16 protein-coding genes are annotated in these 22,109 nt (G+C 71.6%); 3 read left to right on the top strand and 13 right to left on the bottom strand.

All coding sequences use genetic code 11. The annotated features are described in order from the left end of the window. Positions 1–40: 40 nt before the first annotated feature. The 5 genes from ACP7TJ_RS23565 to ACP7TJ_RS23545 form a co-directional block, all read right to left on the bottom strand. Complete coding sequence (locus ACP7TJ_RS23565) at positions 41–1,390, bottom strand: hypothetical protein (RefSeq protein ID WP_093768034.1); 1,350 nt, start codon at positions 1,388–1,390, stop codon at positions 41–43. Positions 1,391–1,478: 88 nt separating this feature from the next. Beyond that, entirely contained in the window at positions 1,479–3,080 is a 1,602-nt protein-coding gene (gene cimA, locus ACP7TJ_RS23560; RefSeq protein WP_320586807.1) for a citramalate synthase, read from the bottom strand. Positions 3,081–3,529: 449 nt separating this feature from the next. Next, the gene (locus ACP7TJ_RS23555; protein ID WP_387624605.1) at positions 3,530–4,618 is read right to left on the bottom strand and encodes a branched-chain amino acid aminotransferase; all 1,089 of its coding nucleotides are present in this window, start codon (positions 4,616–4,618) and stop codon (positions 3,530–3,532) included. Between the two features lie 253 nt (positions 4,619–4,871). Further along, positions 4,872–5,915, bottom strand: a complete 1,044-nt coding sequence (locus ACP7TJ_RS23550; protein ID WP_266549098.1) for a 3-isopropylmalate dehydrogenase — start codon at positions 5,913–5,915, stop codon at positions 4,872–4,874. A gap of 88 nt (positions 5,916–6,003) precedes the next feature. Continuing rightward, positions 6,004–6,135: a hypothetical protein gene (locus ACP7TJ_RS23545; protein WP_093768038.1), complete on the bottom strand. Its 132-nt coding sequence runs from the start codon at positions 6,133–6,135 to the stop codon at positions 6,004–6,006. A gap of 336 nt (positions 6,136–6,471) precedes the next feature. On the opposite strand from ACP7TJ_RS23545, the gene ACP7TJ_RS23540 reads away from it, so the two are divergent. After that, positions 6,472–6,678 (top strand): DUF5988 family protein, encoded by a 207-nt coding sequence (locus ACP7TJ_RS23540; protein ID WP_093768117.1) that lies wholly within the window; start codon positions 6,472–6,474, stop codon positions 6,676–6,678. 63 nt (positions 6,679–6,741) lie between these two features. Here the strand turns inward: ACP7TJ_RS23540 and pruA are convergent, their stop codons facing one another. After that, positions 6,742–8,373 (bottom strand): L-glutamate gamma-semialdehyde dehydrogenase, encoded by a 1,632-nt coding sequence (gene pruA / locus ACP7TJ_RS23535; protein WP_093768039.1) that lies wholly within the window; start codon positions 8,371–8,373, stop codon positions 6,742–6,744. 175 nt (positions 8,374–8,548) lie between these two features. Continuing rightward, positions 8,549–9,475, bottom strand: coding sequence for a proline dehydrogenase family protein (locus tag ACP7TJ_RS23530; protein ID WP_367535458.1), 927 nt, complete (start codon positions 9,473–9,475; stop codon positions 8,549–8,551). Between the two features lie 138 nt (positions 9,476–9,613). On the opposite strand from ACP7TJ_RS23530, the gene ACP7TJ_RS23525 reads away from it, so the two are divergent. Further along, positions 9,614–10,852 (top strand): PucR family transcriptional regulator, encoded by a 1,239-nt coding sequence (locus ACP7TJ_RS23525; protein WP_391634045.1) that lies wholly within the window; start codon positions 9,614–9,616, stop codon positions 10,850–10,852. Here ACP7TJ_RS23525 and ACP7TJ_RS23520 read toward each other — a convergent pair. Beyond that, entirely contained in the window at positions 10,833–11,459 is a 627-nt protein-coding gene (locus tag ACP7TJ_RS23520) for a TetR/AcrR family transcriptional regulator (protein ID WP_427765146.1), read from the bottom strand. The two genes, ACP7TJ_RS23525 and ACP7TJ_RS23520, sit on opposite strands and share 20 nt — an antisense overlap. Positions 11,460–11,543: 84 nt before the next feature. Between ACP7TJ_RS23520 and ACP7TJ_RS23515 the strand changes: the two genes are divergently transcribed. Beyond that, entirely contained in the window at positions 11,544–13,082 is a 1,539-nt protein-coding gene (locus tag ACP7TJ_RS23515) for an MFS transporter (RefSeq protein ID WP_427765143.1), read from the top strand. A gap of 18 nt (positions 13,083–13,100) precedes the next feature. On the opposite strand, the gene serA is transcribed toward ACP7TJ_RS23515, so the two are convergent. From serA to ACP7TJ_RS23490, 5 genes are all read right to left on the bottom strand, one after another. Beyond that, positions 13,101–14,690 carry a phosphoglycerate dehydrogenase gene (serA, locus tag ACP7TJ_RS23510; RefSeq protein ID WP_019524399.1) on the bottom strand — a complete coding sequence of 530 codons (1,590 nt, stop codon included), beginning with the start codon at positions 14,688–14,690 and terminating at the stop codon, positions 13,101–13,103. Between the two features lie 267 nt (positions 14,691–14,957). After that, a complete protein-coding gene (gene ilvC / locus ACP7TJ_RS23505) occupies positions 14,958–15,956 on the bottom strand; it encodes a ketol-acid reductoisomerase (RefSeq protein ID WP_367422235.1) in 999 nt (332 codons plus the stop codon). A 117-nt stretch (positions 15,957–16,073) separates the two neighbouring features. Continuing rightward, positions 16,074–16,598 carry an acetolactate synthase small subunit gene (ilvN, locus tag ACP7TJ_RS23500; RefSeq protein ID WP_042167943.1) on the bottom strand — a complete coding sequence of 175 codons (525 nt, stop codon included), beginning with the start codon at positions 16,596–16,598 and terminating at the stop codon, positions 16,074–16,076. Positions 16,599–16,619: 21 nt separating this feature from the next. Further along, positions 16,620–18,470, bottom strand: a complete 1,851-nt coding sequence (locus tag ACP7TJ_RS23495; protein ID WP_093768118.1) for an acetolactate synthase large subunit — start codon at positions 18,468–18,470, stop codon at positions 16,620–16,622. A 231-nt stretch (positions 18,471–18,701) separates the two neighbouring features. Beyond that, positions 18,702–21,761, bottom strand: a complete 3,060-nt coding sequence (locus ACP7TJ_RS23490) for a putative bifunctional diguanylate cyclase/phosphodiesterase (protein ID WP_427765138.1) — start codon at positions 21,759–21,761, stop codon at positions 18,702–18,704. Positions 21,762–22,109: the final 348 nt, after the last annotated feature.

The raw sequence follows: 22,109 nt of genomic DNA, 5'->3' as shown, positions 1-22,109 counted from the left end.
GGGAGGGCGGGCGCTCGGCGTCCGTGGTGCGCGGCCCGGGTCAGAAGCCTCCGCCGAAGTCGCCGCCGCCTCCGAAGCCGCCCCCTCCGAAGTCGCCGCCGCCGAAGCCACCGCCGAAGTCCCCGGAGTCGAAGTCCGCGCCGGAGACGTCACCGCCTTCGTAACCGCCGAAGTCGCCGTACCCGGCGCCGTAGTCGGACGCGTACCCGGGGCCGGCCATCATGCTGCCGAGCAGGGTGCCGAACAGCAGTCCGGGCAGCAGCCCGCCGCCGAAGTATCCGCCCGCCCAGGGGCCGTACGCCGGTCCCGCCTCCCAGTAGGGGCGGCGGCCGTACTCGGTGTCGACCTCGCGGACCGCGGGATCGCGGCCCTCGGCCAGCCGGGCCTGGTCGGCCGCGCACACCGGCACCTCGCGCTCCGTCCCGCCGGGCGGCGTCCACCGGGCGTCGGCGACGGAGGGGCCGTGGCGCGGGTCGAAGAAGCACGGCGGGCGGCGCTCCGGCACCGGCCTGCCCTCACGGCGGGCGGCCAGCGACGCGAGCGCGAACCGGCCGTCCTCCACGGCCTCGGTCACCGCCCGGACGTCCTCCGGTTTCCGGGCCGCCGCCATGGAGGCCTTGGACTGCTCGTAGGCGTCGAGCGCGCGTGCGTAGTCCGCGCGCATCGCGTCGTCCGCTCCGGGCTCGCCCGGGTGGAAGTCGAGCCGGTCCAGCTCCTCGCCGAACGCGGTGATGTCCTCGTCGACCACCACCCGCAGCTTCTCCAGGGCGGCCGCCTGCTCCTCCTCGTGACGGCGCCTGCGGCGGCGGGTCACCGCGTACGCGCCCGCTCCGCCGGCCGCCACCAGCGCGCCGACCGTGATCAGCCCGCCGACGGGCACGTCGCCGGAACCGTCGCTCCAGGAGTCGGGCGCTCCGCCGCCGATGCTGCGGATCGCGGTGTCGACGAAGTCGTTGAGCTGGGCCTTGGCGTCCCCTGCGTCCTGCACGGACCCGACCAGGTTGGACACGCCCTGCCGGCTGAGCACACTGCTGTCGGCACGGGCGTCGAACCGGTCGCCGAGCCGGACGCCGTACAGACCGGTGATGCCCGTCTCGGTGCGCAGGTCGCGGAAGAGGTTCTGGGTGGGGAAGTCGGCCGGCAGGACGGCGACGAAGACGGGTTTGCCGGAGTCCTCGATCTTGCCGGCGAGGGCCTCGGCGTCGGACTCCGACAGGATGTCCCGGGCCTCGGGATCGACGTAGACAGGGCTTTCGCGCAGCTTCTCGGCGACGACGGAGACGTCCGTGGCCGCCTGCGCCCCCGGCGCGCCGGCCAGGAGGACCGCCAGCACGGCGGCCACCGGCGCGATCAGCAGACGTACAAGGGTGCGCATCGGTGCGACCTTCATATAGTCGAAGCTACCCGAATACGCCACGAAACGGACATCCGGACCATTGGGCAATTCTGCCGCCCGCCGGTCCGGAGGTCCGGTCGCCTCAGGCGGGCTCCACCCCGGCGCGCAGCAGCCCGTAGGCATAGGCGTCCTCGAGCGCCTGCCAGGAGGCGGCGATGACGTTGTCCGCGACGCCGACGGTCGACCACTCCCCCGCCCCGTCGGAGGTGGAGATCAGCACCCGGGTCGTGGACTGGGTGCCGTGCTTGCCCTCCAGGATGCGGACCTTGTAGTCGACCAGCTCCAGCTTGGCGAGCTGCGGGTAGATCTTCTCCAGGGCGACGCGCAGGGCGCGGTCGAGGGCGTTGACCGGGCCGTTGCCCTCGGCGGTGGCGACGATGCGCTCGCTCTTGGCCCACAGCTTCACGGTGGCCTCGTTGGCGTGGGTGCCGTCGGGGCGGTCCTCGACGATCGCGCGCCAGGACTCGACCTCGAAGTACTTCAGCGGCCCGCCCTCCACCTCGGCGCGCAGCAGCAGCTCGAAGGAGGCGTCGGCGGCCTCGTAGGTGTAGCCCTTGAGCTCGCGCTCCTTGACCCGCTCGACGACGCGGCCGACCAGTTCGCGGTCGCCGCCGAGGTCGATGCCGAGCTCCTTGCCCTTCAGCTCGATGGAGGCGCGGCCGGCCATGTCGGAGACCAGCATCCGCATGGTGTTGCCGACCTGCTCGGGGTCGATGTGCTGGTAGAGGTCCGGGTCGACCTTGATCGCGGAGGCGTGGAGTCCGGCCTTGTGCGCGAAGGCGGAGACGCCGACGTAGGGCTGGTGGGTGGAGGGGGTGAGGTTGACGACCTCGGCGATGGCGTGGGAGATGCGGGTCATCTCGCGCAGCCGGCCGTCGGGGAGGACCTTCTTGCCGTACTTCAGCTCCAGGGCCGCCACGACGGGGAACAGGTTGGCGTTGCCGACCCGCTCGCCGTACCCGTTGGCGGTGCACTGGACGTGGGTGGCGCCGGCGTCGACGGCGGCGAGGGTGTTGGCGACCGCGCAGCCGGTGTCGTCCTGGGCGTGGATGCCGAGCCGGGCGCCGGTGTCGGCGAGGACGGTGGCGACCACGGCCTGGATCTGCGCGGGGAGCATGCCGCCGTTGGTGTCGCACAGGACGACGACGTCGGCGCCGGCCTCGGAGGCCGCGCGGACGACGGACTTGGCGTAGGCGGGGTTGGCCCGGTAGCCGTCGAAGAAGTGCTCGCAGTCGACGAAGACGCGGCGGCCCTGGGAGCGGAGGTGGGAGACGGTGTCGCGGACCATCTCCAGGTTCTCGTCGAGGGTGGTGCGCAGGGCGAGCTCGACATGCCGGTCGTGGGACTTGGCGACCAGCGTGATCACCGGCGCGCCGGAGTCGAGGAGCGCCTTGACCTGGGGGTCCTGGTCGGCGGTCGTGCCGGCGCGGCGGGTGGCGCCGAAGGCGACCAGCTGGGCGTGGCGGAACTCGATCTCCTGCCGGGCCCGGGCGAAGAACTCGGTGTCCCGGGGGTTCGCGCCCGGCCAGCCGCCCTCGATGAAGCCCACGCCGAACTCGTCCAGGTGCCGTGCGATGGCCAGCTTGTCGGCGACCGTGAGGTTGATGCCCTCACGCTGGGCGCCGTCGCGCAGGGTGGTGTCGAAGACGTGGAACGAGTCGTCGAGCTCGCTGGTTGCGGTCATGGTCTGAAGGCTCCTGTATTGGATCTCGGTCTACCGGAATGACCGGTTCCACCGTTCCCCCATGGTCCCTCGCGCCCGGTCCCCGGCTGAAGGTGGGCCGAGAAACAGAAAAACCCCTCGCGGGTGCGAGAGGTCTGCGCGCGGGTCGAGGACGACGGTGTCCGCCCGTACGGTGTCGTACGTGCGGTCACTGCGGACCGGCGCGCCTGCTGCCAATAATCGTGGCGAACGAGAGCACGGGGGAAGTCTGGCACAAGCAGCCCCCGTGCTCACGATCCGTCTCAGGATGCGGGCGGCATGCGGCCCCGGGCGGTCAGGCCGGCCGGTACCGGGCGGTGGGACGCGAGAAGGCTCCTTGCGGGGCGACGCGCGCCCTCCCGGATGCGAACGGGTGAACACGCGGCGTCACCCTGGGGCCGAGCCCCCCGGGTGACCCGACGTGTGACGGCCTAGCCCAGCTTGCGCATCCAGCCGTGCTTGTCCTCCGCCGTGCCGCGCTGGATGTCGAGGAGGGCCTGGCGCAGACGGAGGGTGACCTCGCCCGGTTCGCCGCCGCCCTGCTGCCACTCTCCGCTCGCCCGCTTCACCGTGCCGACCGGCGTGATCACCGCCGCGGTGCCGCAGGCGAAGACCTCGGTCAGCGTGCCGTTCTCCGAGTCGCGCTGCCACTGCTCGACCGAGACACGCTCCTCGACCGCCTCGTAGCCGAGGTCGCGGGCGACGCCCAGCAGGGAGTCACGGGTGACGCCCTCCAGGATGGACCCGGTGAGGGCCGGCGTGACGATCTTGTTCCCGTACACGAAGTACAGGTTCATGCCGCCCAGTTCCTCGACCCACTTGTGCTCGACGGCGTCGAGGTAGCACACCTGGTCGCAGCCCTTGGCGGCCGCCTCGGCCTGGGCGAGCAGGGAGGCCGCGTAGTTGCCGCCGGTCTTGGCGTCGCCCATGCCGCCGGGGACGGCGCGGACGCGGTCCTCGGAGACCCAGATCGACACCGGCTTCACGCCGCCCGGGAAGTAGGCGCCGGCCGGGGAGGCGATCACCAGGAACAGGTACTCGTTGGCGGGCTTCACGCCCAGCCCGACCTCGGTCGCGATCATGAAGGGGCGCAGGTAGAGGGACTCCTCGCCGCCGTGCGCCGGCACCCACGCCTGGTCCTGGGTGACCAGGGCGTCGCACGCCTCGATGAACGTCTCGACCGGCAGCTCCGGCATGGCGAGACGGCGGGCGGACCGCTGGAACCGCTCGGCGTTCTTCTCGGGGCGGAACGTGGCGACGGACCCGTCGGGCTGCCGGTAGGCCTTGAGGCCCTCGAAGATCTCCTGGGCGTAGTGCAGCACCGTGGTCGCCGGGTCGAGGGAGATCGGCGCGTACGGGACGAGCTGGCCGTCGTGCCAGCCGCGGCCCTCGGTCCACTTGATCGTCACCATGTGGTCGGTGAAGTGGCGGCCGAAGCCGGGGGCGGCCAGGATCGCTTCGCGTTCCGCGTCGGAGAGCGGGTGGGCCGAGGGCTTGAGCTCGATCGTGGGCGTCGTCATGAGTGGTTGTCCTTCACCGGTTGTAGTGACGGGCCGCGCACACGCCCGTACGGCCCGTGGCCAGTACTAGGACGTCCGAGCATTCCCTCCGTCCGCGGCTCCGCGTTCGATTATCGCCCGGCGGAGGCAGCGGAAGAAACAGGGTGAATGCGGCCCGGTGGTCATTGACACGCCACCCGGCGGAAGAACGCGTCGAAGCCGCCGGGTGCGGATGCGACCCGGCGGCTTCGAGTGTGTCGAGGTGGGCGCCGGGTCAGCCGGCTACGCGTGCGGCGAGGGCGTCGCCGATCTGCGAGGTGCTGCGGGCGGGCAGGGCGCCGCGCTCGGCGAGGTCCGCGGAGACGGCGTCCTCGATGCGGGCGGCCTCGGCGTCGTGACCGAGGTGGCGCAGCAGGAGGGCGACGGACAGGACGGTGGCGGTGGGGTCCGCCTTGCCCTGGCCGGCGATGTCCGGGGCCGAGCCGTGCACGGGCTCGAACATGGACGGGAACTCACGGCTCGGGTTGATGTTGCCGGAGGCCGCGACGCCGATGCCGCCGGAGACGGCCGCGGCGAGGTCGGTGATGATGTCGCCGAAGAGGTTGTCGGTGACGATCACGTCGAACCGGCCGGGGTCGGTGACCAGGTAGATGGTCGCGGCGTCGACGTGGATGTAGTCGGTGGTGACGTCCGGGTACTCCTCGGCCACCTTGTTGAAGACGTTCGTCCACAGGTGGCCGGCGAAGGTCAGCACGTTGTTCTTGTGGACCAGCGTCAGCTTCTTGCGCGGGCGGGCCTGCGCGCGGGCGAAGGCGTCGCGGACCACGCGCTCGACTCCGAAGGCCGTGTTGACGGAGACCTCGGTGGCGACCTCGTGCTCGGTGCCCTTGCGGATGGTTCCGCCGTTGCCCGTGTAGGGGCCTTCGGTGCCCTCGCGGACGACGACGAAGTCGATCTCGGGCTGTCCTGCGAGCGGCGTGGCGACGCCCGGGAGGAGCTTCGAGGGACGCAGGTTGACGTGGTGGTCGAAGGCGAAGCGGAGCTTCAGCAGGAAGCCCCGCTCCAGGACGCCGGACGGGACGCCCGGGTCGCCGATGGCGCCGAGGAGGATCGCGTCGTGCTGCTTGAGCGCGTCGAGGTCGGCGTCGGTGAGGGTCTCACCGGTGGCGTGGTAGCGCCGGGCGCCGAAGTCGTACTCCTTGGTCTCCAGCTTCACATCCTGCGGAAGGACGGCGGAGAGGACCTTCAGGCCTTCGGCCACGACCTCCTGGCCGATGCCGTCACCGGGGATCACTGCGAGATTGATGCTGCGAGACATGCGGGCACCCTACTCCTCGTCCCACGGGATGACATGGGGCGTCCGGCATACGGACGCCTCGGTGTGTCGGAGGCCGGCCGGCGGCGGCTCAGTGGCCGGTCGAGCCGCCGTTGTCCCGGCGGTCGAGGGCGCGCTGCAGGGCGGCGGCGGCGTTCTTGCGGTCGCTCTCGGCGCTGCGGACGGAGCGGCGGACACGGCGGCGGGCGGTCGTCTCGGGCATGAGGGATCGACTCCTTCGGAAAAGACGCGCGGACTCGAAGATGCGCGGAGGGTGACGAGACGCCGGAGGGGGCGGGGAGCCACGGCCGCAGGGGTCGCCTGCACAGGGCCTGCTCACAACCGCCGTTCGCTGGATCGAGCGATGCGTTCGGCTCCTACAAAAGTAAGGGCGGCGGCCGCATCTGTCTGCACAATTACTTGGGCTTCCTACTATCTGAGACGGCGGCACCGCCACCACCCCGCTGAGCTGCGCTTCTTCTGATGCCGACTCGGCCACTCGGCTGATCCCGGCGCCCGGCGGGCGACTGCCGCGGGCCGGAGGGGAACGGTGACCGGCATGAACGACACGGCGAAGGTGTTCCTCGAAGGCGGGCCGGACGATCTGTCCGAGCGGATCGTCCCGGCCCCGAGCCCGGGCCCCGATGTGAAGGTCGAGCTGCGCAACGGCTACGAGCACTTCCGGCCGACCTCACGCCAGGCGGACACGCCGGAAGGGCGGCTGCCGGTGTACGAGTGGTGGGAGCGGACGGAGATGCCCGGCTGACCCCGGACAGCGCGAAGGGGCCGGGCGTCGTGCGCCCGGCCCCTGTCACGTCCCGACGGGACGTCAGCCCATGTGCGGGTACGTGTAGTCGGTCGGCGGGACCAGCGTCTCCTTGATGGCGCGGGTCAGCGTCCAGCGCATCAGGTTCTGCGGGGCGCCCGCCTTGTCGTTGGTGCCGGAGGCGCGGCCGCCGCCGAAGGGCTGCTGGCCGACCACGGCGCCGGTCGACTTGTCGTTGATGTAGAAGTTGCCGGCCGCGTAACGCAGCTTCTCCATCGTGTACGCCGCCGCCGCGCGGTCGCCCGCGATGACCGAGCCGGTGAGGGCGTAGTCGGACACCGACTCCATCTGGGTCAGCATCGCGTCGTACGCGTCGTCCTCGTAGACGTGGACGGCGAGGATCGGGCCGAAGTACTCGGTGCGGAACACCTCGTTCTCCGGGTCCGAGCACTCGATGACGGTCGGGCGGACGAAGTAGCCGACCGAGTCGTCGTAGGTGCCGCCCGCGACGATCGTGCAGGCCGGGTCCTCCTTGGCGCGGTCGATGGCGGCCTTGTTCTTGGCGAAGGACCGCTCGTCGATGACGGCGCCGATGAAGTTGGACAGGTCGGTGACGTCACCCATCTTGATGCCGTCCACCTCGGCCGCGAACTCCTCCTTGAAGCCGGAGTTCCAGATCGAGGCCGGGATGTACGCGCGCGAGGTGGCCGAGCACTTCTGGCCCTGGTACTCGAAGGCTCCGCGGGTCAGCGCGGTCTTCAGCACGGCGCGGTCGGCGCTCGGGTGGGCGACGACGAAGTCCTTGCCGCCGGTCTCGCCGACCAGACGGGGGTACGAGCGGTACTTCTCGATGTTCTGGCCGACCGTCTTCCACAGGTACTGGAAGGTCTTGGTGGAGCCGGTGAAGTGGATGCCCGCGAGGTCGCGGTGTTCCAGGGCGACCTTGGAGACCTCGATGCCGTCGCCGGTGACGAGGTTGATGACGCCCTTGGGCAGCCCGGCCTCCTCCAGCAGCCGCATCAGCAGCACGGCGGCGTGGGTCTGCGTCGGGGACGGCTTCCACACCACGACGTTGCCCATCAGCGCGGGCGCGGTCGGCAGGTTGGCCGCGATGGCGCTGAAGTTGAAGGGCGTGATCGCGTAGACGAAGCCCTCCAGCGGCCGGTGGTCGAGGCGGTTCCACACGCCCGGGGAGTTGGCCGGGGGCTGCTCGGCGAGGATGCCGCGCGCGTAGTGGACGTTGAAGCGCCAGAAGTCGACCAGCTCGCAGGGGCTGTCGATCTCGGCCTGCTGGGCGGTCTTGGACTGGCCGAGCATGGTGGAGGCGGCGATGGTCTCGCGCCAGGGTCCGGCCAGCAGCTCGGCGGCGCGCAGGATGATCGCCGCGCGGTCGTCGAAGGACATGGCGCGCCAGGCGGGGGCGGCGGCGAGGGCCGCGTCGATGGCGTCCTGGGCGTCCTGCTGGGTGGCGTTGGCGTAGGTGCCGAGGCGGGCCTTGTGGTTGTGCGGCTGCACCACGTCGAAGCGCTCGCCGCCGCCCATCCGCCGGACGCCGCCGATGGTGCAGGGCAGCTCGATCGGGTTGTCGGCCAGCTCCTTGAGCTTGGCCTCAAGCCGGGCCCGTTCGGGGCTTCCGGGGGCGTAGCCGTGCACCGGCTCGTTGACGGGGGTGGGGACCTGGGTCACAGCGTCCATGGGTTCCGTAACTCCTTGTCTGAGCGGGGTGTGGTGTCAGCCCTTGGTGATCATGCTGCGGGCGAAGAACCGGAGGTTGGCCGGCTTCTCCGCCAGGCGCCGCATGCTGTGCCTTCCCGGGGGGCGACCCCCGGACCCCCGGCCGGAGCCGGGGCGGCGGCACAACCGAGTTGTCTCAGCCACGGCTGATCATGCTGCGGGCGAAGAACCGGAGGTTGGCCGGCTTCTCCGCCAGGCGCCGCATGAAGTAGCCGTACCAGTCGGTGCCGTAGGCCGTGTAGACGCGCATGCGGTGGCCCTCGGCGGCGAGCCGGAGGTGCTCGTCGCCGCGGATGCCGTAGAGCATCTGGAACTCGTACTCGTCGAGCTTGCGTCCGGCGGTGCGGGCCAGTTCCTGGGCGATGGCGATCAGGCGCGGGTCGTGGGACCCGATCATCGGGTAGCCCTCGCCCTCCATCAGCGTCCGCAGGATGCGCACGTACGCCTTGTCGATCTCGTGCCTCTGCTGGTAGGCGACCTCGGCGGGCTCCTTGTAGGCGCCCTTCACCAACCGTACGCGACTGCCCGCGGCGGCGAGCCGGCGCGCGTCCTCCTCGGTGCGGAAGAGGTAGGCCTGGATGACGCAGCCGGTCCGGGGGAAGTCCTTCCGCAGCTCCTCGTGGATGGCGAACATCGAGTCGAGGGTGGTGTGGTCCTCCGCGTCCAGGGTGACCGTGGTGCCGATCTCGGCGGCGGCCTCGACGACCGGGCGGACGTTGGCGAGGGCCAGCTCGTGGCCGCCGGACAGCGCCTGGCCGAACATGGACAGCTTCACCGACATCTCGGCGCGCTCGCCGAGCCCCAGCGGCTTGAGCCGGTCGATCAGCTCCAGGTAGGCGTCGCGGGCGGCCTCGGCCTGCTCGGGGGTGGTGATGTCCTCGCCGACGACGTCCATGGTCAGTTCGAGACCGTTGTCGGTGAGCTCCCGCACGATCGGCAGGATCTCGTCCACGGTCTCACCGGGGATGAAGCGGTCGACGACCTGCTTGGTCACCGGGGCCGCCGAGATCAGGCGTCGCATCCGGTCGCTGCGCGACGCGGCGAGAATCACGGGACCCAGCACGGGGCACCTCCACAAGCTGCGAGAGGCCGCCACCCGACGGTTCGGGGACGGCACGGAGAACCACCGTGAAACCTAAGGATGGCCCTGATCCTGGGCCATCGACAGACGTCACGCATCCCTGAGCGAGATCTCAGACAGATGTATGAAGGGTGCCGGTTTTTGCGGCAGAATGCCCAGGTGACGTCGGAATACAGGGACGACTACCAGGAGCTGGTCGACGAGATCTCGGAGCTCCTCGGCGCTCCGGCGACCCTGGAGAACCGCGACTTCGAGCTGATCGCCTTCGGCGCGTACGACAGCGAGGGCGACCTCGACCCGTCGGCGCTGGACCCGGTGCGCGCCCGCTCGATCCTGACCCGGCGCTCCACACCGGCCGTCCGCGCCTGGTTCGAGGGGTTCGGGATCACCCGCGCGACCGGCCCGGTCCACATCCCGCGCACACCGGAGGCGGGTGTGCACCGGGGGCGCGTCTGTCTCCCCGTACGGCATCGCGGGGTGGCCCTCGGCTACGTCTGGCTGCTGGAGGACGAACCCGGACCCACGGCGGAGCAGCTCGACGCGGCCATGCGGGTGACGGCGCGGATCGGCGCGCTGCTCGCGGACGAGGCGCAGCACGGCGCGGATCTCACCCGGGAGCTGCGGGCGGTGCTGACGGCGGAGCGGGGCTGGCAGCGGGACATGGCGGTCGCCGAGCTGCGCACCGCCCTGGGCTCCCGCGCGGAGGGACCGCACACGGTGGTCTGCGTCGCGCCCTGGCCGTCCGCCGACCCCGACGACGCGCCCTCGGTCCGCACGGTGCCGGGGGCGACCGCGCTGTGCACGCTGCCCTGGGGCGCGACCGCCGTCTCGCTGGCGCTGCTGCTGCGGCTGCGCTCCCCCGACGTGCTGACGCCGGCGACGACCGCGGCCGGGCGACTGCTGGAGCGGGCCCGGGACGGCGGGGCGGCGGGCCGGTCCGGGCCGCCCCCGGCGGCCGCGGGGATCGCCGCGCCCCGTACGGGTCTGGCCGGTCTGGGCACGGCCTGGGACGAGGCGTCGGCGTCGGCGCGGGCGGCGCTGGCCGAGCCGCGCCTCGGACCGGTGGCCCGCTGGGCGTCGATCGGCCCGTACCGCCTGCTGACCGCGCTGTCGCCCGGCGCCGCCCAGGATCCCGCCGTCAGCCCGCTGCTCTCCCCCGCGCACACGGAACTGGCCCGCACCGCCGAGGTGTACCTCGACTGCGCGGGCCAGGCCGGGCGCGCGGCGGCGGAGCTGGGCGTGCACCGCCAGACGCTGTACTACCGGCTGTCGCGGATCGAGCGGCTCACCGGCCTGGACCTGGACGACGGCGAGGACCGCCTGCTGCTGCACATGGCGCTCAAGGCGCACCGTCTGTAGACGCGTCTGCCGCTGACGCGCCGTCCGCGGGCGCCGTGGCCGCCTCGAGCACCTGGCGCAGGCCGGCGGTGAGCCGCTCCGCGTCGGGGGCGCTGGCCGGGTCGAAGGTCCACTGGGCGATGAGGCCGGTCATCAGGGTCACGTAGAACGCGCCGAGGGTGTCGGCGGTCCCGTCGGAGACGTCCTCCTCCCGGCCTCCCATGAGCAGCGGCACCAGACCGCGTCCGGCCTCGCGCTGGGCCGCCGCGAGGTGGGCGCGCACCTCGGGCAGCCGGTCGCCGAAGGCGAGCACCTCCATGCTGAGGCGCCACACCGAGCCGGGCTCCTTCATGGTGGCGATGATGTTCGCCCACACCCGCTCGAACCGCTCCAGTGAGCCCGGCGCGGCCGCGTCCACGGTGCCGTCGCCGTCGAAGGCGTCGCCCATGCCCTCGACGAGGGAGACGTATGCCTGCGCGAGCAGCGCGTCCTTGGAGCCGTAGTGGTAGCCGATCGACGCGAGGTTGGTGCCCGACTCCTTGACGATGTCGCGCGCCGTGGTGCGCACGAATCCCTTGGCGAGCAGGCAGCGCTTGGCCCCTTCGAGCAGATCCTCACGATGTCCCATGGCCGCAGCCTACCCCGCACCTCATACGGGCGTCTTATACAAGCGTTCTAGACAGCCGTATAGGACGTGCGTACAGTCGGCGCCATGACACCGAACCCGAACCCGAACCGGGCCGGCCGCCGTGAGTGGACGGCGCTCGTCGTCCTGATGCTTCCGCTGCTGCTGGTCTCGATGGACGTCTCCGTCCTCTACTTCGCCGTCCCCGAGATCAGCGCCGATCTGGAGCCGACCGGCACCCAGCAGCTGTGGATCTTCGACATCTACGGCTTCGTGCTGGCCGGCCTGCTGATGACCATGGGCGCGCTCGGTGACCGCGTCGGCCGCCGCCGGCTGCTGCTGTGCGGCGCGGCCGCCTTCGGCGCCGCCTCCCTGTTCGCGGCCTACGCGCGGTCCGCCGAGACGCTGATCGTGGCCCGCGCGGTGCTGGGCCTCGGCGGCGCCACCCTGATGCCGGCGACGATGGCGCTGGTCCGCACGATGTTCACCGACTCCGGCCAGCGGGCGAAGGCGATCGGGCTGTGGTCCGGGGTGATGACGGGCGGCATCGCGCTCGGCTCGGTGATGAGCGGGCTGCTCGTGGAGCACTTCTGGTGGGGCTCGGTCTTCCTGGTCAACCTGCCCGCGATGGTGCTGCTGCTGGTCCTCGGCCCGCTGCTGCTGCCGGAGTCGAGGAACCCCTCCCCCGGCCGCTTCGACCTGGGAAGCGTCCCGCTGTCCATGGCCGCCGTGCTCCCCGTGGTCTACGGCCTGAAGGAACTGCCCTCCGAGGGCTGGAACGTCCGGTACGTCGTCTCGATCACCGTCGGCCTGCTGTTCGCCGCGCTGTTCGTGCACCGGCAGCGCACCGCGCGGTCCCCGATGATCCCGCCCGCCCTGTTCCGCGGGCACGGCTTCAGTCCCGCGCTCGTCCTCAACACCCTGTCGGCGTTCGGGATGATGGGCTCCGCCATCTTCACCACCCAGTACCTTCAGTCGGTGCTCGGCAGGAGCGCGCTGGAGGCCGCGCTGTGGAGCCTGCTGCCGTCGGTGCTCATCGGCGTCGCCGCCCCGGTCGCCGCGCTGCTGGTGCAGCGCGGCGCCGAGCGCGCGCACGTCGTCACCGCCGGGTTCGTGATCTCCGCCTGCGGCTACGGGCTGCTCGCCCTGGCCGGCACGGACTCCCTGTGGCTGGTGCTGGCGGCGTGCGGGGTGATGGCCGCGGGCATCGTCGTCGTGATGTCCCTGCTCACCGACCTGGCGCTCAGCTCGGCCCCGGTGGACCGGGCGGGCTCGGCGTCGTCCCTGCTGGAGACCGGCACCGAGTTCGGCGGCGCCCTGGGCATGGCCGCCCTGGGGTCGATCGGCGCCGCCGTCTACCGGCACGCGATGCCGGACACCGCGCCCGAACCGGCGCGGGAGACCCTCGGCGGGGCGCTCGCCGTCGCCGCCGACCTGCCGGGGCGCGCGGGGGACGCCCTGGCCGCAGCGGCACGCGAGGCGTTCACCGACGGGATGCGGGGCGCCGCGGTCGCCGGGGCGCTGCTGCTCCTCGTCGCGGCGGGGATCGCGGTGGCGGGCCTGCGGCACATCCGGGTGCGCGACAACGCCGGACGGGCCGAGACACTCAGCCCGTCCGGCGTGTGAGCCCGACGAAGGGTGGGGTCAGACCAGGTTCACGGACCGGGCCGAGGTCGCGCCGATCTCCGCGGCCAGCTCACCCAGCACCGAGGTGGACACCGTGTCGTCGACGGTCAGCACGGCGAGCGCCTCGCCGCCGACCGTCGCACGGGCGACCTGCATGCCGGCGATGTTGATGCCGGCCTCGCCGAGGATGCGGCCGACGGTGCCGACGACACCCGGGCGGTCCTCGTAGCGCAGGACGACCATGTGGTCGGCGAGCGCGAGGTCGACGTCGTACTCGCCGACCGCGACGATCTTCTGGACGTGCTTGGGGCCGGCCAGCGTGCCGGAGACCGAGATCTCCTCGCCGTCCGCGAGGGTGCCGCGCACGGTCACCACGTTGCGGTGGTCGGCCGACTCCGAGCTGGTCGTCAGCCGCACCTCGACACCGCGCTCCTGCGCGAACAGCGGGGCGTTGACGTAGGAGACGGTCTCGTCGACGACGTCCTCGAAGACGCCCTTGAGCGCGGACAGCTCCAGCACCTTCACGTCGTGCTGGGTGATCTCGCCGTACACCTCGACGTCGAGGCGGACCGCGACCTCGCCCGCCAGCGCGGTGAAGATGCGGCCGAGGCGCTCGGCGAGCGGCAGGCCCGGCTTGACGTCCTCGGCGATGACGCCGCCCTGGACGTTCACCGCGTCGGGGACCAGCTCACCGGCGAGGGCGAGGCGCACCGAGCGGGCGACGGCGATGCCGGCCTTCTCCTGGGCCTCGTCGGTGGAGGCGCCGAGGTGCGGGGTGCAGACGACCTGGTCGAACTCGAAGAGCGGGGAGTCGGTGCACGGCTCCTTGGCGTACACGTCGAGGCCGGCGCCGGCGACGCGGCCCTCCTTGAGCGCCGAGTACAGCGCCTCCTCGTCGACGATGCCGCCGCGCGCGGCGTTGATGACGCGCACGGTGGGCTTGACCTTGCGCAGCGCCTCGTCGCCGATCAGGCCCAGCGTCTCGGGGGTCTTCGGCAGGTGGACGGTGATGAAGTCGGAGACCTCGAGCAGCTCGTCCAGCGACAGCACCTTGACGCCCATCTGCGCGGCCCGCGCGGGCTGGACGTAGGGGTCGTAGGCGACGACCTTCATGCCGAAGGCGGACATGCGCTGCGCGACGAGGGCGCCGATCCGCCCCAGACCCACGACACCGAGGGTCTTCTCGGCGAGCTCGACGCCCGTGTACTTGCTCCGCTTCCACTCGCCGTTCTTCAGCGCGGCGTTGGCCTGCGGGATGTTCCGCGCGGTGGCGAGGATCAGTCCGCAGGCGAGCTCGGCGGCGGTGACGATGTTGGAGGTGGGGGCGTTGACGACCATCACGCCGGCCTTGGTGGCGGCGGAGACGTCGACGTTGTCGAGGCCGACGCCGGCTCGCGCGACGACCTTCAGCTTGTTCGCCGCGGCGATCGCCTCGGCGTCCACCTTGGTGGCCGAGCGGATCAGGATCGCGTCCACGTCGGCGATGGCGGGGAGCAGTTCGGCTCGGTCCGCGCCGTTGCAGTGCCGGATCTCGAAGTCCGGGCCGAGTGCGTCGACGGTGGCGGGCGACAGCTCTTCAGCGATGAGTACGACGGGTTTCGAGCTCACGTGAGTCCTCACAAGTCCCAATGCGGACGGCCGTCCCGACGGCCGCAGGCGGTGAAGAAGTGCTAGCCGCGTGGAAGACGCACGACGCTGTGGGCCTGACGCGTATGTAGTGCAGCAGTGTAGTGGCGCCGAGGGCGTCGTCTTACGCCGCTTCGGAAGGATCACCCGTCCGTGGCGGACGGGATGGACAACGCCGTACTACCGACGTTACCCCTGGTTCGCCCGAAGGGCCGGGGCGTGGCGCCCCGGCCCTCAGGACGACCGGGCTCAGGCCTCCTCGTCGACCCAGCTCATCAGCTTGCGCAGCTGCTTGCCGGTGGTCTCCAGGAGGTGCTCGGAGTCCTGCTTCTTGTACTCCGCGTACTTCTTCAGGCCGCCGTGGTACTCGTCCATCCACGTCTGCGCGAAGGTGCCGTCCTGGATCTCGGCGAGGACCTTCTTCATCTCGGCCTTGGTGGCGTCGGTGATGATCCGCGGGCCGGTGACGTAGTCGCCCCACTCGGCGGTCTCGGAGATCGACCAGCGCATCTTCTCCAGGCCGCCCTCGTACATGAGGTCCACGATCAGCTTCAGCTCGTGCAGGCACTCGAAGTAGGCGATCTCCGGCTGGTAACCGGCCTCGGTCAGCGTCTCGAAGCCCGCCTTCACCAGCGCGGCGGTGCCACCGCAGAGGACGGCCTGCTCACCGAACAGGTCGGTCTCGGTCTCCTCGGTGAAGGTGGTCTTGATGACGCCGGCGCGGGTGCCGCCGATGCCCTTCGCGTACGACAGGGCCAGCGCGAAGGCGCTGCCCGTGGCGTCCTGCTCGACGGCCGCGATGCAGGGGACGCCGCGGCCCTCCTCGTACTGACGGCGCACCAGGTGGCCCGGGCCCTTCGGGGCGACCATGCAGACGTCGACGCCGGCCGGGGGCTTGATGAAGCCGAAGCGGATGTTGAAGCCGTGGCCGAAGAACAGCGCGTCGCCGTCCTTCAGGTTCGGGGCGATGGACTCCTCGTAGACCTGGGCCTGGATCGGGTCCGGGACGAGGATCATGATGACGTCGGCCTCGGCGGCGGCCTCGGACGGGGTCACCACGCGCAGGCCCTGCTCCTCGGCCTTGGCCTTGGACGCGGAGCCCTCGTGCAGACCGACGCGCACGTCGACGCCGGAGTCGCGCAGCGACAGGGCGTGGGCGTGGCCCTGGCTGCCGTAGCCGATGACCGCGACCTTGCGGCCCTGGATGATGGACAGGTCGGCGTCGGCGTCGTAGAACAGCTCGGCCACTGGGTTCTCTCCTTGTGTGCAGGTGTTGCGTCCCACCGTATGACGGTGAGGGAGGGGGAAGGTTGAGGGTCTCGCGATACGGGCGGCCGGCCGTGTCCCGGCCGCCCGTTCCGTGTCTTACGCCGACCGGTCCAGGGCGCGCAGCGACCGGTCGGTGATCGAACGGGCACCGCGTCCGATCGCGATCGTGCCGGACTGGACCAGTTCCTTGATGCCGAACGGCTCCAGCATCTTCAGCATGGCGGACAGCTTGTCGCTGCTCCCGGTGGCCTCGATGGTCACGGCCTCCGGGGAGACGTCCACGGTCTTGGCGCGGAACAGCTGGACGATCTCGACGATCTGGGAGCGCGTCTCGTTGTCGGCGCGCACCTTCACCAGGACGAGTTCGCGCTGGACGGCCTGCCCGGGTTCGAGCTCGACGATCTTCAGCACGTTGACCAGCTTGTTGAGCTGCTTGGTGACCTGCTCCAGCGGGAACTCGTCGACGCTCACCACGATGGTGATGCGGGAGATGTCGGGGTGCTCGGTGACACCGACGGCGAGCGAGTCGATGTTGAAGCCGCGGCGGGAGAACAGGGCCGCGATCCGGGCGAGGATGCCGGGGGTGTTCTCCACCAGGACGGAGAGCGTGTGCTTGGACATGATCTCTTCGGTCTCTCTCGCTCAGTCGTCTTCGTTGTCGCCGAAGTCGGGGCGCACGTCCCGGGCGGCCATGATCTCGTCGTTGGAGGTGCCGGCGGCGACCATCGGCCAGACCATCGCGTCCTCGTGGACGATGAAGTCCACGACGACCGGGCGGTCGTTGATGGAGTTCGCCTCCTCGATGACCTTGTCGAGGTCCGCGGGGTCCTCGCAGCGGATCGCGTGGCAGCCCATGGCCTCCGACAGCTTCACGAAGTCGGGGACGCGGGTGCCCCTCGCCTCCGGGTTGACGTCGTCGGGGCCGGAGTGCAGGACCGTGTTGGAGTACCGCTGGTTGTAGAAGAGGGTCTGCCACTGGCGGACCATCCCGAGGGCGCCGTTGTTGATGACGGCGACCTTGATCGGGATGTTGTTCAGGGCGCAGGTGGTGAGCTCCTGGTTGGTCATCTGGAAGCAGCCGTCGCCGTCGATCGCCCAGACCGCGCGGTCGGGCGCGCCGGCCTTGGCGCCCATGGCGGCCGGGACCGCGTAGCCCATGGTCCCGGCGCCGCCGGAGTTCAGCCAGGTGGCGGGCCTGTCGTACTGGATGAAGTGCGCGGCCCACATCTGGTGCTGGCCGACGCCCGCCGCGAAGATCGTGCCCTCCGGGGCGAGCTGCCCGATGCGCTCGATGACCTGCTGAGGGGAGAGCGAGCCGTCCGCGGGCTGGTCGTAGCCCAGCGGGTAGGTGTCGCGCCAGCGGTTCAGGTCCTTCCACCAGGCGCTGTAGTCGCCGCGGTGGCCCTCGGCGTGCTCCTTCTGGACGGCCTGGATGAGGTCGGCGAGGACCTCGCGGGCGTCACCGACGATCGGCACGTCGGCGGCGCGGTTCTTGCCGATCTCCGCCGGGTCGATGTCGGCGTGGACGATCTTGGCGTACGGGGCGAAGCTGTCCAGCTTGCCGGTGACGCGGTCGTCGAAGCGGGCTCCGAGGGCGACGATCAGGTCGGCCTTCTGCAGCGCGGTGACGGCGGTGACCGAACCGTGCATGCCCGGCATCCCCACGTGCAGCTCGTGGCTGTCGGGGAATGCGCCGAGTCCCATCAGGGTGGTGGTGACGGGAGCTCCGGTGAGTTCTGCGAGGACCTTCAGCTCGGCGGTGGCGCGGGCCTTGAGGACACCGCCGCCGACGTAGAGGACCGGTCGCCTCGCGGAGGTGATGAGCTTGGCGGCCTCGCGGATCTGCTTGGCGTGCGGCTTGGTGACGGGCCGGTAGCCGGGCAGGTCCATGACGGGCGGCCAGGTGAAGGTGGTCTTCGCCTGGAGGGCGTCCTTGGCGATGTCGACCAGCACCGGGCCGGGACGGCCGGTGGAGGCGATGTGGAACGCCTGGGCGATGACCCGCGGGATGTCCTCGGCCTTGGTGACCAGGAAGTTGTGCTTGGTGATCGGCATGGTGATGCCGACGATGTCCGCCTCCTGGAAGGCGTCCGTGCCGATCGCCTTGGAGGCGACCTGGCCGGTGATCGCCACCATCGGGACGGAGTCCATGTGCGCGTCGGCGATGGGCGTGACCAGGTTGGTGGCGCCGGGACCCGAGGTCGCCATGCAGACGCCCACCTTGCCGGTGGCCTGCGCGTAACCCGTGGCCGCGTGACCCGCGCCCTGCTCGTGCCGGACCAGGACGTGACGCACCCGTGTGGAGTCCATCAGCGGGTCGTACGCCGGAAGGATCGCACCGCCGGGAATGCCGAATACGGTGTCGGCGCCGACCTCCTCGAGAGAGCGGATGAGGGACTGCGCGCCCGTGACGTGCTCGACGGGGGCGGACTGCTGTCCTCCGGAACGGGGCCGCGGCTGCGGGTGATGGGCCCCGGTGGCCTGCTCGGTCATCGGCATTCTCTTCTCGATGCTGAGGGTTTTTTGCGAGGTTCGTGCGGGTTACGCGTGCTGCTCGGCAGGTGCCTGTGCAACAAAAAACCCCTCGTGCCGTAAGGCAAGCGAGGGGAGCGCGCCGGGTGGTGGGTCGCTGAGCGTTCGTCGCTCAGCGTCAGCCGACGCGCTTTCCAAGTACGAGAATTCGGGTGCGCATGGCATTGACCCTCCCCCGGCGCACAGCCACTGTCAAGTGGGTGGGACGGGAGTCTCATTATGTGAGCGGAGTGTCGTAGTGCTTTCGAGTACCGCCGTCACCCCCGTGGAGTACACGCCGGAACCGCCCCCGCCGGCCAGCACCGGCTCGCCCGGGGCGTGCGGCACCGGGTAGTGCCCGGAGGCCAGCGCCCGGCGCAGCCGGTACTCGTCGAGCGGCCCGGAGAAGGCCAGTCCCTGCCCGTGGGTGCAGCCCATCGCGCGCAGCGCCTCGGCCTGCTCGGGCAGGTCCACCCCGTCGGCCACGGTCTGCAGACCGAGGTCGGAGGCGATCCGCAGCAGCCCGTGGGTGATCTTGTACAGCCGTGCGGACTCCGCCACCTCGTCGACCAGGCCGCGGTCGAGCTTCAGCATGTCGAGGGGCAGCCGTCGCAGGGCCGTGATCGCCGCGCGTCCGCTGCCGAAGCCGTCCAGGGAGATCCGTACGCCGAGCCGCTTGAGCACGGTGAGCCGCCGCTCCAGTTCGTCGAGGGAGACCCGGGGATCGATGTCGGCCAGCTCCACGACCAGTGAGCCGGACGGCAGACCGTGCCGGGTGAGCAGCGCCTCGACCGAGCCGAGCGGCAGCGAGCGGTCCAGCAGCCGGCGCGCGCCCAGCCGTACGGCCACCGGCACGGGCAGGCCCGTCGCGTGCCGTTCGGCGGCCTGCCCGACGGCCTCCTCCAGCACCCAGCGGCCCAGCTCGGCGGTCTTCTCGCTGTCCTCGGCGACGCGCAGGAACTCCGCGGGCGTGAACAGCACGCCCTGGGAGGAGCGCCAGCGCGCCTGGGCGCACACCGACGTGATCCGGCCGTCCGCCAGGCACACCACGGGCTGGTGCAGCAGGGCGAACTCGCCGTGGTGCAGCGCCGCACGCAGCCGTGTGGCCAGCTCCGCCTTGCGGACGACGTCCTGCTGCATGTGCGGCTTGTACAGCTCGACCCGGCCCTTGCCCGCCGCCTTCGCCCGGTACATCGCGAGGTCGGCGTTGCGCAGCAACTCACCCGCGCCGATGCCCGGTTCGGCGAAGGCGACGCCGATGGAGGCGTTGACCCGGACATCGTTGCCGTCGATGAGGTAGGGCTGGGAGAGGGTGGCTCGGAGCCGGTCGGCGAGTTCGAGGATGTGCCGCTCGCGCGCGTCCCGGTCGCGTACGCCGTCGCCGACGATGAGCGCCGCGAACTCGTCGCCGCCGAGCCGGGAGGCGGTGTCGCCCTTGCGGACGGCGTCCTGGAGTCTGCGGGCGGCCTGTACGAGCAGTTCGTCCCCGGCCTGGTGACCGATGGTGTCGTTGACGCCCTTGAAGCCGTCGAGGTCGATGAAGAGCACCGCCGTGCCGCGCAGGGCGGCGCCCCGGTCCGAGGCGCGGCGGCCGGAGAGGGCCTGCTGCACGCGCCGGGTGAACAGCACGCGGTTGGGCAGGTCGGTCAGCGGGTCGTGCTCCGCGTTGTGCTGGAGCTGGGCCTGGAGGCGGACGCGCTCGGTGACGTCGCGGCTGTTGAAGATGAGGCCGCCGTGGTGCCGGTTGACGGTCGACTCCACGTTGAGCCAGGTCTCCCCGCTCCCGGCCTCTCCCCCGCTCCCGGTCTCGCTCGAGCGGGGGGACCCCCATGAGCGGGAGGCGCCCCCACCGCCGGAGCGGAACCGGCACTCGATCCGCGTGGTGGGCTCCTCCACCGGGTCGGCGGCGAGAAACCTGCGCACCTCGTGCACCACACGGCCGAGGTCCTCGGGGTGGATCAGGGAGGCCAGTTCGGTGCCGACCAGATCCTCGGCCGGTCGGCCGTACACCCCGGCGGCGGCCGGGGAGACGTACCGCAGGACGCCGCTGGGGGCGGCGATCATGATGACGTCGCTGGAGCCCTGCACCAGGGAGCGGAAGTGGTTCTCCGCCTGGGCGAGTTCCTGGGTGAGGGTGATGTTGTCCAGGAGCATGATGCCCTGGCGCACCACGAGCGCGAGCGCCACGGTGCCCCCGGTGATCAGCACGACCCGGTCGACACTGCGGCCGTTGAGGACGTTGTAGAGAATCCCCAGGGTGCACACGGCCGCGGCCAGGTAGGGGGTGAGCGCGGCGAGGGATCCGGCGATGGGCCGGGACACCTGGTACCGGCCCGCTCCCCCGCCGGGTGGTGGTCCGTGCTGGTGGTCGGGAGCGGCGCGCCGCCCGGGCAGGTGCTCGCGGACCACGCGGGTGGACGTCTCCCGGTCCGGCCCGCCGCGGCGGGGAGCGGTCCAGGGGGCGTAGGCGAGCAGCAGCGACCCGGCGAACCAGCCCGCGTCGAGCAACTGCCCGGAGCGGTAGTCGGCGTGCAGCAGCGGGGAGGTGAACAGGGCGTCGCACATCACGGTCAGCGCGAGCGCGCCGATCGCCGTGTTCACCGCCGAGCGGTTGACCGAGGAGCGCCGGAAGTGCAGCGCGAGGACCATGCTGACGAGGGCGATGTCGAGCAGCGGGTACGCCAGGGACAGCGCCGTGTGCGCGACGCCGGGCCCCTCGGCCTGGGCGGCCTGCGCGAGGGCGAGGCTCCACGCCAGGGTCAGCAGCGAGCCGCCGATCAGCCAGGCGTCGAGGCCGAGGCACACCCAGCCGGCCTTGGTCACGGGCCGTTTGGCGAGCACCAGCAGGCCGACGATGGCGGGCGGCGCGAAGCAGAGGAAGAACAGGTCGGCGTAGCTGGGGCTCGGCACGTCACGGTCCAGCACGACCTCGTACCAGCCCCAGACCAGATTGCCCAGGGACGCCATGGCCGAGGAGAGCCCGAACAGCATCCAGGCGGACCGGTACCGGGTGCGGCGGCTGCGGGCGTAGACCGCGCAGGACACGGCGGCGGCCGCGGCGGCGGCGCTCAGCCCGAAGTCCCCCATGATCAGGGCCAGTCGCTCCGACCCCCAGCCGAACGCGGCGCCGACGGCGTAGGCGCCGCAGACCAGGGCGAGCACCAGCTGGGCCGCGGGGCCGGGGCGGCCGACGGCGGACGCGGGCAGCAGGGTCCGCGGGCCGGACGCGGGACGCAGCGCTCCGTCGAGGGTGGGGGTCGGCGGCGCGCTCACCGGTCCCTCCCGGTCCGCGCCGCCTCCGCGCTCCACGGTCCCCGTTGCGCGTGGGCCCGGGTCCGCCGGCCGGTCTGCCGGGGAGGGTGGTGGGGGCCGGCGCCGTCGGTCCGCCCGCCGCGCCGGATGTGCTGACCGTGCCTGTGCGTGTCCGCGCGCCGGTGTCGTCGCCGACGCATCCGCCGCGTCGGATCGCTGGTCCTGTGGCCGTGCATCGCCCGTCGCCCCCCTCACAGTCTCCGTGTCGCTCCCCCGCGCCGTTGGTCGGCGGCGCAGCCCCTGCCGGGACGATACACCAGGATCGTCACTCAGGGACATAGGTCCTCTACGCTCCGTGACGGTCAACGG

This window comes from Streptomyces sp. DSM 41931, from assembly GCF_050271085.1.
GTDB lineage: Bacteria > Actinomycetota > Actinomycetes > Streptomycetales > Streptomycetaceae > Streptomyces > Streptomyces albogriseolus.
Note: the sequence above shows the minus strand (reverse complement) of the source record. Positions and strands in the feature narration are given on the sequence as shown.

What these genes read in the sequence shown, in the direction of transcription:
- ACP7TJ_RS23565 (WP_093768034.1), bottom strand. Translation starts at nt 1,390, where the DNA reads ATGAAGGTCGCACCGATGCGCACCCTTGTACGTCTGCTGATCGCGCCG.
- cimA (WP_320586807.1), bottom strand. Translation starts at nt 3,080, where the DNA reads ATGACCGCAACCAGCGAGCTCGACGACTCGTTCCACGTCTTCGACACC.
- ACP7TJ_RS23555 (WP_387624605.1), bottom strand. Translation starts at nt 4,618, where the DNA reads ATGACGACGCCCACGATCGAGCTCAAGCCCTCGGCCCACCCGCTCTCC.
- ACP7TJ_RS23550 (WP_266549098.1), bottom strand. Translation starts at nt 5,915, where the DNA reads ATGTCTCGCAGCATCAATCTCGCAGTGATCCCCGGTGACGGCATCGGC.
- ACP7TJ_RS23545 (WP_093768038.1), bottom strand. Translation starts at nt 6,135, where the DNA reads ATGCCCGAGACGACCGCCCGCCGCCGTGTCCGCCGCTCCGTCCGCAGC.
- ACP7TJ_RS23540 (WP_093768117.1), top strand. Translation starts at nt 6,472, where the DNA reads ATGAACGACACGGCGAAGGTGTTCCTCGAAGGCGGGCCGGACGATCTG.
- pruA (WP_093768039.1), bottom strand. Translation starts at nt 8,373, where the DNA reads ATGGACGCTGTGACCCAGGTCCCCACCCCCGTCAACGAGCCGGTGCAC.
- ACP7TJ_RS23525 (WP_391634045.1), top strand. Translation starts at nt 9,614, where the DNA reads ATGTATGAAGGGTGCCGGTTTTTGCGGCAGAATGCCCAGGTGACGTCG.
- ACP7TJ_RS23520 (WP_427765146.1), bottom strand. Translation starts at nt 11,459, where the DNA reads ATGGGACATCGTGAGGATCTGCTCGAAGGGGCCAAGCGCTGCCTGCTC.
- ACP7TJ_RS23515 (WP_427765143.1), top strand. Translation starts at nt 11,544, where the DNA reads ATGACACCGAACCCGAACCCGAACCGGGCCGGCCGCCGTGAGTGGACG.
- ilvN (WP_042167943.1), bottom strand. Translation starts at nt 16,598, where the DNA reads ATGTCCAAGCACACGCTCTCCGTCCTGGTGGAGAACACCCCCGGCATC.
- ACP7TJ_RS23495 (WP_093768118.1), bottom strand. Translation starts at nt 18,470, where the DNA reads ATGACCGAGCAGGCCACCGGGGCCCATCACCCGCAGCCGCGGCCCCGT.